Consider the following 14,162-nt stretch of genomic DNA (forward strand, 5'->3'; position numbering starts at 1 on the left):
TAAGCCAGACGGCTTCGGAGGATGTTTATAATGAAACGATTCAAACAGACATTGTCTCTGGCCCTTGCCGGAGTCATGATGACGGCGGCGCCGACTGCGGCGTTTGCCGCCAGCCCGGAGTTCGCCCGCAGCGCTGAGGAGTGGGCAAAGCTCCAGGACAATAAGATTGAGTACGACGAGATCGCAGACCTCGTCCATGAATACAATGCGACGGTACAGAAGAATGCCATCGATCTTGGCAAGTTCCGCAAGGATTACGGCGATACCAACGAGAAATGGGCAGACCGCTACCGGGAACTGGCAGACGACCTGGAGGCAAGCTTAAGCTATCCGGATGTAGACGATGCTTCTTATGCATCCATTATGACGCAGATCGTTACCAGTGAAATGCAGATTGACAGCTGGAGAAAGTCGGCAGATGAAGCAGTCGATGATTATATGACCTACTACTATAATTATGCTTCTGCTGAGGCGATGCTGACCTCCAATGCGCAGCAGCAGATGATCGCATATTATGTGAACCAGCTGCAGCTGGAACTGGATCAGAAAAATCAGGAACTGTTAAACGAAACCATCCAGAGCGTACAGACCCAGAAATCTCTTGGCATGGCAACGGATGTGGATGTGCTTACTGCCGAGGAAAACTTAAGAAACGCCAATAAGGCAATCCTGGATGACCAGAATACCATTGAAAACAATCAGGAGAAACTGTTTGTAACATTGGGCTGGAAGCATGATGGCAGACCAGAGGTTGGGACCCTGCCGGACCCGGATGTGAGCCGGATCGCAGCCATGAATCCGGAAGCGGACAAAGCGCAGGCAGTGGAAAACAGCTATACCATGAAGATCAACAAACGCAAGCTGGAAAACGCGAAGAGCGAAGATACAAAAGAAACCCTGGAAAAAACAATCCGGGAAGATACCCAGAAAATCGGCGCTGCAGTGACCAGCAGCTACCAGAATGTACTGGCGGCAAAAGCAACCATGGATTTAAGACAGGCTCAGTCGGAACTGCAGGAGAAGACCATGCAGACAACCGAACGTCAGTATCAGCTTGGCATGCTGGGAAGACTGGATTATCTGAATAAAAAGTATGCGTATGATTCTGCCGTGATCCAGGCCCAGACAGCCAAATACAATCTGCTCCAGGCAATCCAGTCTTATGACTGGGTATTAAACGGACTGGCAAATGCATCATAAGGTGGTGAAGAAAATGAGAACAGGAATCTGGAAAAAGAATACTGCTTTTTGTAAAACAGCAATGGCATTGAGCGCATTCCTGTTTACAGCAGCACCGCTTCAGAGTTATGCGGCCTATGCGCCGCTTACCGGCAATATGGAAGACACTTACGATGCGCAGACCTGGGCGAAGCTTCAGGATAATGTGCTGGAATACGATGAGATTCCGGACCTTGTGCATGTTTATAACAGCAGTATCGAGGATATATGGAAAAATTTGCGGGATGCAAGGGAAAAGCTGGATCGAAATGCAACGGAACTGGAAAGTCAGAGCCTGAAAATGAAGCATCTGAAAGATACGGCAAAGGATCGTGGTGAAATTGGAAATCTCATAAACTATACGACACAGGAAATAATTCTTCAGAAAACAGCAACTGCATTAAAAAGTTCAGAATTGTATTCGAAACAGACGGTTTCCAGTATCCAGAAAGCGGAAAAACAGATTACCAAGGCAGCACAGTCCCTGATGATTTCGTATGATTCTCTGATGAAACAGCGCAATACACTGGAAAAACTTCAGGAACTTTATGGGAAACAGTATGAAATCGCAGTCAATAAGCATGCGCTTGGCATGGCAACAGACCAGGACGTGCTTACGGCACAGACCAACCAGCTTTCGGCGGCAAGTTCTGTAGTTTCCCTGGATGGAGGGGCTCTTCAGTTAAAACCGAATCTGTGTACCCTGACCGGATGGGCGGCAGATGCTTCCCCGGAGCTGGCGCCAATCCCGGAAACAGATCTTTCCCTCATGGACCAGATGAACCTGGAAGAGGATACGAAAAAGGCGATCGGCAACAACACAACGCTGATCAGCCAGCGTACTTCTGAAAAAGGAAGCACCACTGCGGGTGTTGAGGCGCGTCTTGGCATGATCGAGGAAGGTGAGCAAAAGCTGACCATAGAGATGAAACGTCTCTACAACGATGTTTTCGCGCAGAAAGAAGCGTTTGAAGGTGCGAAAGCCGGATATCAGGCAGCACAGAAGACACATGACAAATATACGCGCATGTACCAGATGGGACTTCTCGGCGAGTCGGACTATATTGGAACGGAAATTTCCTATTATCAGTCTAAGAGCGCTTACGAGAGTGCAGATACGGCACTCCGCCTGGCAATCGAGACGTATAACTGGGCAGTTCAGGGCCTTGCGACCGTGGAGTAACCATGCTGTTTGCATACAGCAAAATTGCAGACGACATTGTTTGCGGCAGCTTTTTGCTGCTATGCCATTTGACCTGTGCCGTGTGATGGCAGCACAGGATCCAGATAAGGGAAAAAGAAAAAACGGATTTTGAAATCAGGGCGATGATCCTCTAACAGGGAGTAATCGCCCTGATTTAATTTCGTCCGGAGTTCGTCCCGGCTTTCTTCGGGAATCTCTTTGCACACTTCATCCAGAAAACAAAAGCGCGGGAAAAGCACGCACCACCAGTTGTGCCCGTTTCCTGCTCCGAGGATTACCCGTGCGGCATCATAGCTTCCGCAGGGAATAACCAGGTTGTCATAGACGCGGGTGGGAAAGTACGTGTGCTCCAGGGAAAGATGCATCTGATACGGCATTCCTTTCTGCTCCAGAAAACGGTCTGCGGCAGTTTCCAGACTGGTCTGATTTTCAGTTAACCAGGTAACCATCGTTTCTTTGCTGTCGACATTTTGGGGCAGCCGGTCATGGATCCAGTCCAGCAGATAGCTCCGGACCTCCAGCTTGACATCCTGATCCTCAGCACAATCGCTGTTTGCCAGAATGTGGAAGCGCAGGATGGACGGCGCGATGCGCCCGGCCAGTGCTTCCCGGCTTTTCTGCAGGCTTCCCATGGAGAGAAGAAGCAGCAAAAACAGAAGCATCAGAAACAGGGGCGGGAAGAATGGATGCAGTGTGCGATCCGGAATGGGCGGAAAAGTAGAAGCACGTTTATGCGCGGCAGACTGCGAATGTTGTTTTATGGAAAGATAAGATTTTGGTTTCATGGAAAAACCTCCGTTTCAGCAATCTTTTTTGTGTGTCCTGTTACTTTTTTAGTGTTGACAGGTATGTTATAATTAATCAGACATTTTGAATAAAGAAAGGAAATCTGTTATGAGTAAGAAAAAAATCGCAGTTCTGTTCGGCGGACAGTCATCGGAGCATGTGGTATCCTGCGTGTCAGCGGCAAATGTGATTGACCAGATAGATAAAGAAAAGTACGATCTGCTTTTGATCGGTATCACGGAGGAAGGCCACTGGGTCAAGGCAGACAGTGTGGAGGACATCCGCTCCGAAGCATGGAGACAGAGCAAGGTGGACGTTGTCATTTCCCCGGATGCCACCAAAAAGTGTGCGCTGATCACCGAGAATGGCGTAACCCGGGAAGAAAAGATCGATGTGGCATTTCCAGTGCTTCACGGTCTTTACGGCGAGGACGGTACTGTTCAGGGCCTGTTCGAGCTTGCGAAGATCCCGTATGTAGGCTGCGGCGTGCTGGCATCTGCCGTTTCCATGGATAAACTTTACACCAAGATCATCGTCGATGACCTGGGCATCCGCCAGGCGGCTTATGTTCCGGTGATGCGCTGGAAGATGGAAAAAGATATGGATGCAGTGATTGCGCAGGTTGAGGCCCGCTTCCAGTATCCGGTCTTTGTAAAACCGTCCAACGCTGGTTCCTCCCGCGGTGTCAGCAAGGCAGAAAACCGGGAAGAACTGGTAAAGGCCCTGAAAGAGGCTGCAAAGCATGACCGCAAGATTCTTGTTGAGGAGACTATTGTGGGTCATGAGGTGGAGTGTGCAGTCTTTGGCGGCGGACAGAAACCGGTAAAGGCTTCCGGTGTCGGTGAAATCCTGGCAGCAGCTGAGTTCTATGATTTTGATGCAAAGTATAATAACGCAGAGTCCCGTACCGTCATCGGACCGGAGCTTCCGGGCGATTCCGCGGAGCGTGTGCGTGAGGCAGCAGCCAAGATCTTTAACGCAGTCGACGGCTATGGTCTGTCCCGTGTGGATTTCTTTGTAACAAAGGAAGGCGAAGTGATCTTTAACGAGATCAACACCCTGCCGGGCTTTACCGCTATCAGCATGTACCCGATGCTCTGGGAGGCTGCAGGCATTCCGAAAAAAGAACTGATCGACCGCCTCATCGATCTGGCGTTTGAGAGGTAAGAAGCATGGTTGACAGAAACGCGCCGGTTGGCGTATTTGATTCCGGTGTCGGCGGGCTGACGGTAGCAAGGGAAATCATGCGCCAGCTGCCCGATGAGCGGATCATCTACTTTGGCGATACCGCACGGGTGCCATACGGAAGCAAATCCAAAGATACGGTACTGCGTTATTCCAGACAGATCATCCGTTTCCTTCGGACGAAAAAGGTCAAGGCCATTGTCATTGCCTGCAATACGGCAACGGCACTGACCCTGGATACGGTTGCAGCGGAGTCGGATATTCCGATCATCGGTGTGATCAATGCCGGTGCCCGGACCGCGGTGGAAGCAACACGCAATGGACGCATCGGTGTCATCGGAACCGAGGCTACGGTCGGCAGCGGCATTTATACGGAAGTCATGAAAAAAATGAAGCCGGACATCCAGGTGTTTGGAAAATCCTGCCCGTTGTTTTGCCCGTTAGTAGAAGAAGGGTGGCTTCATGATCCGGTGACCGATGAGATCGCATCCCGTTATTTAAGTGTCCTGAAAGAAAAATATATTGATACCCTGGTGATGGGCTGCACCCATTATCCGCTTTTGCGTTCTACGTTAAGACGCCTGATGGGAGAAGATGTTACGCTGGTGAATCCGGCTTACGAGACGGCCATTGAGCTGCGCGGACTTCTGGCGGAGAAAGGCTTAAGCCGCGATCCGTCTGCTCCGTTTGCGGGGGAGAAGCATCAGTTTTACGTCAGTGACCTTGCAGAAAAGTTTACGGATTTTGCAAGTTCGATCCTGCCGCAGGATGTAAAAGAGACGAAAAAAATCAACATTGAGGAATATTAAAGAGGATTATGACAAGAGATGTATTGATTCGCCTGAGTGGTCTTCAGGCAATGGAGGGCGACGAAGGAACCGTGGAAGTGATTACTTCCGGTGATTACTTCTGGAAAAACAATAAACATTACCTGATCTACGATGAGGTGATGGAAGGAATGGACGGAGCCATCCGCAATACCATGAAGCTGACTCCGGAAAAACTGGAGATCAAAAAGAGTGGACCGATATCTGCCAGTATGGTATTTGAACTGGACAAAAAGACCCAGACCCATTATGTAACGCCAATGGGAGAACTGCTGGTGGAGATGACGACCAGCCGTATCGGATTTGAAGAAGAGGATGACCACTTAAAGGTCGAGGTGGAATATTCCCTCGATATCAATTACGATCATGTGTCAGACTGCCGGATCGTTCTGGATATCACTTCGAAGGACTGCGCGAAGCTGGACCTGGGAAATACACAATAGGAAAGAAAAACAAAAGAACATAAAACAAAAAAGAGGCATGCGCAAAACGCGCTGCCTCTTTTTTTGTCCCGTGGGACATTTGGACAAGATTAATTGTCTTTCTTGAATCTTGCAAAGAAACCTTTTTTCTTCGGTGCCTGCGGGATTGCTCCGCCGCGGACACTCTTGATCTCGGTAATGTAAAGACCGCTCACAACCACTTTTGCCTCGGTCTTCACCGGGAGTGCTGCAAATACACGCTCGTCTGCCATCAGGGTCATAACCTTCGGACCTACCTTCGCCTTTACAACCGGAACCTTTGCCCAGCGCATGTACTTCGGAGTCTGCTCGTAGACCATCTTTGGAAGACCGGAATCTTTGATCTTCAGTTTCTTTTTGTCGATGACCAGCATAGAAACCGTCTGTTTGGACATTTCCAGAAGCTGCTGCTGCTCAACCTGACGTTTTTCGAGCTTTCTTCCTAAGAAGTACAGAACCGCAAGAGCGATCACTGCGATCACCAGAATTACCAGCAAAACGTTTAAAAAAGTCTGCATGGGGAATACCTCCGTTAGGTTCTTTTATGTAACAGGACAAACCTGTACAAAAAGTATAGCATTTTTGTCAAAAAAAATCAAGGAAAAACTTGACAGCTTGACAGACGTATGATATTATGGAGTGTGCACTATTGTGGCATTCTGGGCTTTTTGCGCCCAAAAATATGCCAGAAATTAGATTAGAAAACAGGGGTGAAACGTCAATGGAGAAAAGCAGAATGCGCCCGGTAACATCGGGAAAGAGCGTTAGAATGAGCTACTCAAGACAGAAAGAAGTTCTTGAGATGCCAAACCTGATTGAGATTCAGAAAGACTCCTATCAGTGGTTCCTCGATGAAGGATTGAAGGAAGTATTTGAAGATATCTCCCCAATCTCCGATTTCGCAGGTCATTTAAGCCTCGAATTCGTTGATTTTACATTATGTAAAGATGAAGTCAAATATAACATCGAAGAATGCAAAGAACGCGACGCAACTTACGCTGCACCTTTAAAGGTAAAGGTAAGACTTTACAATAAGGACAAAGAAGAGATCAACGAGCACGAGATCTTTATGGGAGATCTTCCGCTCATGACCGATACCGGCTCATTCGTAATCAACGGCGCTGAACGAGTTATCGTAAGCCAGCTGGTTCGTTCTCCGGGTATCTACTATGGAATCGGCCATGACAAGATCGGTAAAGAGCTGTACACCTGCACGGTTATCCCGAACCGTGGTGCATGGCTGGAGTACGAGACCGACTCTAATGATATCTTCTACGTTCGTGTAGACCGTACCCGTAAGGTTCCGGTAACCGTACTGGTACGTGCACTGGGCTATGGCACCAACGCAGAGATCATCGATCTGTTCGGCGAGGAGCCGAAACTGCTGGCAAGCTTTGGCAAAGATACTGCAGAGAGCTATCAGGATGGTCTGTTAGAGCTCTACCGCAAGATCCGTCCGGGCGAGCCGTTATCCGTTGATAGTGCAGAAAGCCTGTTAAACAGCATGTTCTTTGACCCGCGTCGTTATGACCTGGCCAAAGTCGGCAGATATAAATTTAATAAGAAGCTTCACTTTAAGAACCGCATCAAAGGTCAGATCCTGGCTGAGGATGTAGTGGACATGACCACCGGAGAGGTTCTGGCAGAGGCTGGCGTAAAGATCGACAAAGAGCTCGCAACCACCCTGCAGAACGCAGCTGTTCCGTACGTTATGATCCAGACTGAGGAGCGCAACTACAAGGTACTGTCCAACTTAATGGTTGACCTGGCAGCTTATGTAGACTTCGATCCGAAGGAAGCCGGTGTTACAGAGTTAGTATATTATCCGGTATTAAAAACGATTCTGGAAGAAGCTGGTGACGATCAGGAAGAGTTAAAGAAACTCATCCACAAGAATATCACCGAGCTGATCCCGAAGCATATCACCAAGGAAGACATCATTGCTTCCATTAACTACAACATGCATCTGGAAGGCGGCATCGGCAACGCAGACGACATCGACCATCTGGGCAACCGTCGTATCCGTGCCGTTGGTGAGCTGTTACAGAACCAGTACCGCATCGGTCTGTCCCGTATGGAGCGTGTGGTAAGAGAGCGTATGACCACCCAGGATATGGACGGCATCACTCCGCAGTCTCTGATCAACATCAAGCCGGTTACCGCAGCTGTGAAGGAGTTCTTCGGAAGTTCCCAGCTGTCCCAGTTCATGGACCAGAACAACCCGCTGTCTGAGCTGACCCACAAGAGACGTCTCTCTGCATTGGGACCTGGCGGTCTGTCCCGTGACCGTGCCGGATTCGAGGTTCGAGATGTACACTACACCCATTATGGACGTATGTGCCCGATCGAGACTCCTGAGGGACCGAACATCGGTCTGATCAACTCCCTTGCAACCTATGCAAAGGTAAATGAGTACGGCTTCATTGAGGCTCCGTACCGTGTGGTAGACAAATCCGACCCGGCTAACCCGCGTGTAACCGACGAGGTTGTATACCTGACTGCAGACGAGGAGGATAACTTCGTTGTCGCACAGGCAAACACCCCGCTCGACGAGGAAGGCCATTTCATCAACAATAATGTAGCCGGTCGTTTCCGTGAGGAGACTTCCGAGTTCCAGAAGAGAGCCATCGACTTAATGGACGTATCTCCTAAGATGGTATTCTCCGTAGCAACATCCATGATCCCGTTCCTGCAGAACGATGACGCAAACCGTGCGCTGATGGGATCCAACATGCAGCGTCAGGCCGTTCCGCTGTTAAAGACCGAGGCGCCTGCAGTAGGTACCGGTATCGAGGGCAAAGCCGCTGTCGACTCTGGTGTCTGCGTCGTAGCAAAGCATGCCGGTGTTGTTGAGCGTTCCGCTTCCAACGAGATCATCATCAAGCGTGATGACAACGGCGCAAAAGATGTTTACCATCTGATCAAATTCTCTCGAAGCAACCAGTCCAACTGCTACAACCAGAAGCCGCTCGTTTACAAGAACGACCACGTTGAGGCAGGCGAGGTCATCGCAGACGGTCCGTCCACCAGCAACGGTGAGATCGCTCTTGGTAAGAACCCGCTGATCGGTTTCATGACCTGGGAAGGTTACAACTACGAGGATGCGGTCCTCTTAAGTGAGAGACTGGTTATGGAAGATGTCTACACCTCCGTTCATATCGAGGAGTATGAGGCAGAAGCCCGTGACACCAAGCTCGGACCGGAAGAAATCACCCGCGACGTTCCGGGGGTCGGCGATGACGCATTAAAAGACCTGGACGAGAGAGGTATCATCCGTATCGGTGCTGAGGTCCGTGCCGGTGATATCCTGGTTGGTAAGGTTACTCCGAAGGGCGAGACCGAGCTGACTGCTGAGGAGAGACTGCTTCGTGCAATCTTCGGTGAGAAAGCAAGAGAAGTACGTGATACTTCCTTAAAAGTACCGCACGGTGCTTACGGCGTCATCATCGACGCAAAAGTATTTACCAGAGAGAACGGCGATGAGCTGGCTCCTGGCGTAAACCAGACTGTCCGTATCTACATTGCACAGAAACGTAAGATCTCTGTCGGCGATAAGATGGCAGGACGTCATGGTAACAAGGGTGTCGTTTCCCGCGTACTTCCGGTAGAGGATATGCCGTTCCTTCCGAATGGCCGTCCGCTGGATATCGTGCTGAACCCGCTGGGCGTACCTTCCCGAATGAACATCGGACAGGTCCTGGAGATGCACTTAAGCCTTGCATGTAAAGCACTTGGCTTCAACATTTCCACCCCGGTATTCGAGGGCGCGAACGAGGTAGACATCATGGATACCCTGGAAATTGCAAATGATTACGTAAACACCTCCTGGGAGGAGTTTGAAGAGAAATACAAAGATACCCTGAAACCGGAAGTTATGGATTACTTAGGTTCCCATCTGGAGCACCGTGAACTGTGGAAGGGCGTTCCGCTTCAGCGCGATGGTAAGGTAAGATTGCGTGACGGACGTACTGGCGAGTACTTCGACAGCCCGGTAACCATCGGTCACATGCATTACCTGAAGCTGCATCACCTGGTTGACGATAAGATCCATGCACGTTCCACCGGCCCATACTCCCTTGTTACCCAGCAGCCTCTGGGTGGTAAGGCACAGTTCGGCGGACAGCGTTTCGGTGAGATGGAGGTTTGGGCTCTGGAGGCGTATGGTGCATCCTACACCCTGCAGGAGATCCTGACCGTGAAGTCCGATGATGTTGTCGGACGTGTGAAGACTTACGAGGCAATCATCAAGGGTGAGAACATCCCTGAGCCGGGTATTCCGGAGTCCTTCAAGGTACTGTTAAAAGAGCTGCAGTCCCTTGGTCTGGATGTAAGCGTACTGCGTGACGACGGAACCGAGGTTGAGATCGGTGAGAACGTAGATTACGGCGAGACCGATCTGCGTGCCATTATCGAGGGCGACCGCCATTACAACCGCGAAGAGTCCTTTGGCGACTACGGCTATCAGCAGCAGGAGTTCAAGGGTGAAGAGCTGGTTGACGTCGATAACGGCGATGACAGCAGCGACGATTTCGAAGGGGAATCCGACGATTATACCGATGATTCCTTTGATGAAGAATAATAGAAGGGAGTAACGCTCATGCCTGAGACAAATGAAACTTATCAGCCATTGACATTTGACGCCATTAAGATTGGCCTGGCTTCCCCGGAGAAGATTCTGGAGTGGTCACACGGCGAGGTAAAAAAGCCGGAGACCATCAACTACCGTACTTTAAAGCCGGAGCGAGACGGTCTGTTCTGTGAGCGCATCTTCGGACCGAGCAAAGACTGGGAATGTCATTGTGGTAAATATAAAAAAATCAGATACAAAGGCGTAATCTGCGACCGCTGCGGCGTTGAGGTAACCAAGTCCAGCGTCCGCAGAGAGCGTATCGGCCACATTCAGCTGGCTGCTCCTGTATCTCATATCTGGTACTTTAAGGGTATCCCGAGCCGTATGGGTCTCATCCTGGATATCTCCCCGAGAGTATTGGAGAAGGTTCTGTACTTTGCATCCTACATCGTTCTGGATGCAGGTCAGACCAGCCTGCAGTACAAGCAGGTACTCTCCGAGAAAGAGTACCGCGAAGAAGTTGAGAAGTGGGGCTACGGCAACTTCCGTGTCGGAATGGGTGCCGAGGCTGTTCTCGAGCTTCTTAAGAGCATTGATCTGGAGAAAGAGTCTGAGATGCTCAAACGCGAGCTGAAAGACGCAAGCGGTCAGAAACGTGCAAGAATCATCAAGAGACTGGAAGTTGTAGAAGCATTCCGCAACTCCGGAAATAAGCCGGAGTGGATGATTATGACCGTGATCCCGGTTATCCCGCCGGATATCCGTCCTATGGTACAGCTGGACGGCGGTCGTTTCGCAACCTCTGACTTAAACGATTTATACAGAAGAATCATCAACCGTAACAACCGTCTTGCACGTCTTCTTGAGCTGGGTGCTCCGGACATCATCGTCCGCAACGAGAAGCGTATGCTGCAGGAGGCTGTCGATGCTTTAATCGATAACGGCCGCCGCGGCAGACCGGTAACCGGTCCTGGCAACCGTGCACTGAAGTCCCTTTCCGATATGCTGAAAGGTAAGCAGGGACGTTTCCGTCAGAACCTGCTTGGTAAGCGAGTTGACTACTCCGGACGTTCCGTTATCGTCGTAGGACCGGAACTGAAGATCTACCAGTGTGGTCTTCCGAAAGAGATGGCGATCGAACTGTTCAAGCCGTTCGTTATGAAAGAGCTTGTCCAGAACGGAACCGCTCACAACATCAAGAGTGCGAAGAAGATGGTAGAGCGTCTGCAGTCTGAAGTATGGGATGTCCTCGAGGATGTGATCAAAGAGCATCCGGTTATGTTAAACCGTGCACCTACCCTGCACAGACTGGGTATCCAGGCATTCGAGCCGATCCTGGTTGAGGGTAAGGCAATTAAGCTGCATCCGCTTGTATGTACCGCATTCAACGCAGACTTCGATGGAGACCAGATGGCAGTACATCTTCCGCTTTCCCAGGAAGCACAGGCAGAGTGCCGTTTCCTGCTCCTGTCTCCGAACAACCTGTTAAAGCCGTCTGATGGTGGCCCGGTAGCTGTTCCTTCCCAGGATATGGTACTTGGTATCTACTATCTGACCCAGGAGCGCCCAGGCGCAACCGGCGAGGGCATGATCTTCAAGAGCGTCAACGAGGCAATCCTTGCTTACGAGAACGCTGCTGTGACCCTGCACTCCCGCATCAAAGTAAGAGTCACCAAGACCATGCCGGATGGCACCGAGATGACCGGAGTGGTAGAATCCACCTTAGGCCGTTTCATCTTCAACGAGATCATCCCGCAGGACCTTGGCTTCGTAGACAGAAGCATTCCGGGCAACGAGCTGCTTCTTGAGGTTGACTTCCACGTAGGAAAGAAACAGTTAAAGAAGATTCTGGAGAAAGTCATCAACGTACATGGCGCTACCCAGACTGCTGTTACCCTGGATGACATCAAGGCAATCGGTTACAAGTATTCCACCCGAGCTGCCATGACCGTATCCATCGCGGATATGACCGTGCCGGCATCCAAGCCGAAGCTGCTGGCTGACGCTCAGGAAACCGTTGACCGTATCGCAAAGAACTTCCGCCGTGGTCTGATCACCGAGGAAGAGCGTTATAAAGAGGTTATCGAAACCTGGAAGACCACCGATGACCAGCTGACCAAAGACCTGTTAGGCGGTCTGGATAAGTACAACAACATCTTCATGATGGCAGACTCCGGTGCGCGAGGATCTGATAAGCAGATCAAGCAGCTGGCAGGTATGCGTGGACTTATGGCAGATACAACCGGTCACACCATCGAACTTCCTATTAAATCCAACTTCCGTGAGGGTCTTGACGTACTGGAGTACTTCATCTCCGCTCATGGTGCACGAAAGGGTATGTCCGATACCGCACTGCGTACCGCAGACTCCGGTTACCTTACCCGTCGTCTGGTAGACGTATCCCAGGATCTGATCGTGCGTGAGGTAGACTGCTGCGAAGGCAAGGATATCCCGTACATGGAGATCAAGGCATTCACCGATGGCAAAGAGACCATCGAGAGCCTGGAGGAGCGTATCACCGGCCGTTATATCGCTGAGACCATCACCGATCCGGAGACCGGAGAAGTGGTTGTAAAAGCAAACCATATGTGTACTCCGAAACGTGCTGCAGCTGTTATGAAGGCACTGAACAAGATGGGCCGTGATTCCGTCAAGATCCGTACCGTCCTTAGCTGTAAGTCCCATATCGGTGTCTGCGCAAAATGTTATGGTGCCAACATGGCAACCGGCCAGCCTGTACAGGTTGGTGAGGCAGTCGGCATCATCGCTGCACAGTCGATCGGTGAGCCTGGTACCCAGCTGACCATGCGTACCTTCCATACCGGCGGTGTAGCAGGTGGAGATATCACACAGGGTCTTCCGCGTGTCGAGGAGCTGTTCGAGGCACGTAAGCCGAAGGGTCTTGCAATCATTACCGAGTTCGGTGGTGTTGTAACCCTGAAAGATACCAAGAAGAAACGTGAGATCGTGGTTACCGATCCGGAGACCGGCAACTCCAAGACCTATCTGATCCCGTACGGTTCCAGAATCAAGGTTCAGGACGAGCAGGTGATCGAGGCCGGCGATGAGCTGACCGAAGGTAGCGTAAACCCGCATGACATCTTAAAGATCAAGGGTGTCCGTGCCGTACAGGATTACATGATCCAGGAAGTGCAGCGTGTATACCGTCTGCAGGGTGTAGAAATCAACGATAAGCACGTTGAGATGATCGTTCGTCAGATGTTAAAGAAGATCCGCATCGAGGAGAGCGGCGACAGCGATGTGCTGCCGGGCGTATCCATGGATGTCCTCGACTTCAACGAGATGAACGAGGCTCTGATCGCAGAGGGCAAGCAGCCGGCAGAGGGCAAGCAGGTTATGCTTGGTATTACCAAGGCATCCCTGGCTACCGATTCCTTCCTGTCTGCAGCATCCTTCCAGGAGACCACCAAGGTTCTGACCGAGGCGGCTATCAATGGTAAGGTTGACCATCTGATCGGTCTGAAGGAGAACGTCATCATCGGTAAGCTGATCCCGGCTGGTACCGGTATGAAGCGTTACCGTTCCGTAAAGCTCAACACAGATGCTGAGCCGGAGGATGAGATCGCTCTGGAGGATGACGACGAGATCCTGCTTTCCGGCGATGAGGATATGGCGGAGGAAGCTCCGGAAGTATTCGATATCGACGATAGCGAAGAGTAAATAAAATGAACTGCCTTTTCTGCTAATAGAGGTCCGAAAACGCCTGCCCCACCTTACTGCGTCGCTTCGCCTTCACCCAGAGTCCCGTGTTCGGACGGTGCTAGCTGACAGCTGTTTGCGGATAGTCGGACAAAAATGTCCGACTACCTCAAACACCAGTCGCTACACAGCCGGACACGTCGGACATCGGGTTACGGCTACGCGATGCAGCAAGGCGGGACAGGCGTTTT

9 protein-coding genes are annotated in these 14,162 nt (G+C 50.8%); 7 read left to right on the forward strand and 2 right to left on the reverse strand.

The genetic code is table 11. The features are described from left to right. Positions 1-30: 30 nt before the first annotated feature. Both DWZ40_RS04775 and DWZ40_RS04780 read left to right on the forward strand, forming a co-directional pair. Positions 31-1,200, forward strand: coding sequence for a TolC family protein (locus DWZ40_RS04775; protein WP_182431617.1), 1,170 nt, complete (start codon positions 31-33; stop codon positions 1,198-1,200). Between the two features lie 13 nt (positions 1,201-1,213). After that, complete coding sequence (locus DWZ40_RS04780; RefSeq protein WP_182431618.1) at positions 1,214-2,401, forward strand: TolC family protein; 1,188 nt, start codon at positions 1,214-1,216, stop codon at positions 2,399-2,401. A 59-nt stretch (positions 2,402-2,460) separates the two neighbouring features. Here DWZ40_RS04780 and DWZ40_RS04785 read toward each other — a convergent pair whose 3' ends face one another. Beyond that, positions 2,461-3,207 carry a stage II sporulation protein R gene (locus tag DWZ40_RS04785; protein WP_118541280.1) on the reverse strand — a complete coding sequence of 249 codons (747 nt, stop codon included), beginning with the start codon at positions 3,205-3,207 and terminating at the stop codon, positions 2,461-2,463. Positions 3,208-3,316: 109 nt separating this feature from the next. Between DWZ40_RS04785 and DWZ40_RS04790 the strand changes: the two genes are divergently transcribed. Genes DWZ40_RS04790 through DWZ40_RS04800 form a run of 3 tightly spaced genes read left to right on the forward strand, consistent with a single transcriptional unit; the run spans position 3,317 to position 5,663 of the window. Then, on the forward strand, positions 3,317-4,375 hold the full coding sequence (locus DWZ40_RS04790) for a D-alanine--D-alanine ligase family protein (protein WP_118541282.1): 1,059 nt from the start codon (positions 3,317-3,319) through the stop codon (positions 4,373-4,375). 5 nt (positions 4,376-4,380) lie between these two features. Continuing rightward, entirely contained in the window at positions 4,381-5,202 is an 822-nt protein-coding gene (murI, locus tag DWZ40_RS04795; RefSeq protein WP_118541284.1) for a glutamate racemase, read from the forward strand. Between the two features lie 8 nt (positions 5,203-5,210). Next, positions 5,211-5,663: a DUF1934 domain-containing protein gene (locus DWZ40_RS04800; protein ID WP_118541286.1), complete on the forward strand. Its 453-nt coding sequence runs from the start codon at positions 5,211-5,213 to the stop codon at positions 5,661-5,663. An 89-nt stretch (positions 5,664-5,752) separates the two neighbouring features. Here the strand turns inward: DWZ40_RS04800 and DWZ40_RS04805 are convergent, their stop codons facing one another. Then, positions 5,753-6,199, reverse strand: a complete 447-nt coding sequence (locus DWZ40_RS04805) for a hypothetical protein (RefSeq protein WP_118541287.1) — start codon at positions 6,197-6,199, stop codon at positions 5,753-5,755. A 203-nt stretch (positions 6,200-6,402) separates the two neighbouring features. Here DWZ40_RS04805 and DWZ40_RS04810 point away from each other — a divergent pair, with 203 nt between their 5' ends. Next, positions 6,403-10,260 carry a DNA-directed RNA polymerase subunit beta gene (locus DWZ40_RS04810; protein WP_118541289.1) on the forward strand — a complete coding sequence of 1,286 codons (3,858 nt, stop codon included), beginning with the start codon at positions 6,403-6,405 and terminating at the stop codon, positions 10,258-10,260. A gap of 18 nt (positions 10,261-10,278) precedes the next feature. Continuing rightward, positions 10,279-13,932, forward strand: a complete 3,654-nt coding sequence (rpoC, locus tag DWZ40_RS04815) for a DNA-directed RNA polymerase subunit beta' (RefSeq protein WP_118541291.1) — start codon at positions 10,279-10,281, stop codon at positions 13,930-13,932. The last annotated feature ends 230 nt before the right edge of the window (positions 13,933-14,162 follow it).

Origin of the sequence: Clostridium sp. AF32-12BH (assembly GCF_003477935.1) — a bacterium.
Lineage (GTDB): Bacteria > Bacillota > Clostridia > Lachnospirales > Lachnospiraceae > Brotaphodocola.

Excerpts from the sequence above, each read along its gene's own strand:
- DWZ40_RS04775 (WP_182431617.1), top strand. The coding sequence starts at position 31 with ATGAAACGATTCAAACAGACATTGTCTCTGGCCCTTGCCGGAGTCATG.
- DWZ40_RS04780 (WP_182431618.1), top strand. The coding sequence starts at position 1,214 with ATGAGAACAGGAATCTGGAAAAAGAATACTGCTTTTTGTAAAACAGCA.
- DWZ40_RS04785 (WP_118541280.1), bottom strand. The coding sequence starts at position 3,207 with ATGAAACCAAAATCTTATCTTTCCATAAAACAACATTCGCAGTCTGCC.
- DWZ40_RS04790 (WP_118541282.1), top strand. The coding sequence starts at position 3,317 with ATGAGTAAGAAAAAAATCGCAGTTCTGTTCGGCGGACAGTCATCGGAG.
- murI (WP_118541284.1), top strand. The coding sequence starts at position 4,381 with ATGGTTGACAGAAACGCGCCGGTTGGCGTATTTGATTCCGGTGTCGGC.
- DWZ40_RS04800 (WP_118541286.1), top strand. The coding sequence starts at position 5,211 with ATGACAAGAGATGTATTGATTCGCCTGAGTGGTCTTCAGGCAATGGAG.
- DWZ40_RS04805 (WP_118541287.1), bottom strand. The coding sequence starts at position 6,199 with ATGCAGACTTTTTTAAACGTTTTGCTGGTAATTCTGGTGATCGCAGTG.
- DWZ40_RS04810 (WP_118541289.1), top strand. The coding sequence starts at position 6,403 with ATGGAGAAAAGCAGAATGCGCCCGGTAACATCGGGAAAGAGCGTTAGA.
- rpoC (WP_118541291.1), top strand. The coding sequence starts at position 10,279 with ATGCCTGAGACAAATGAAACTTATCAGCCATTGACATTTGACGCCATT.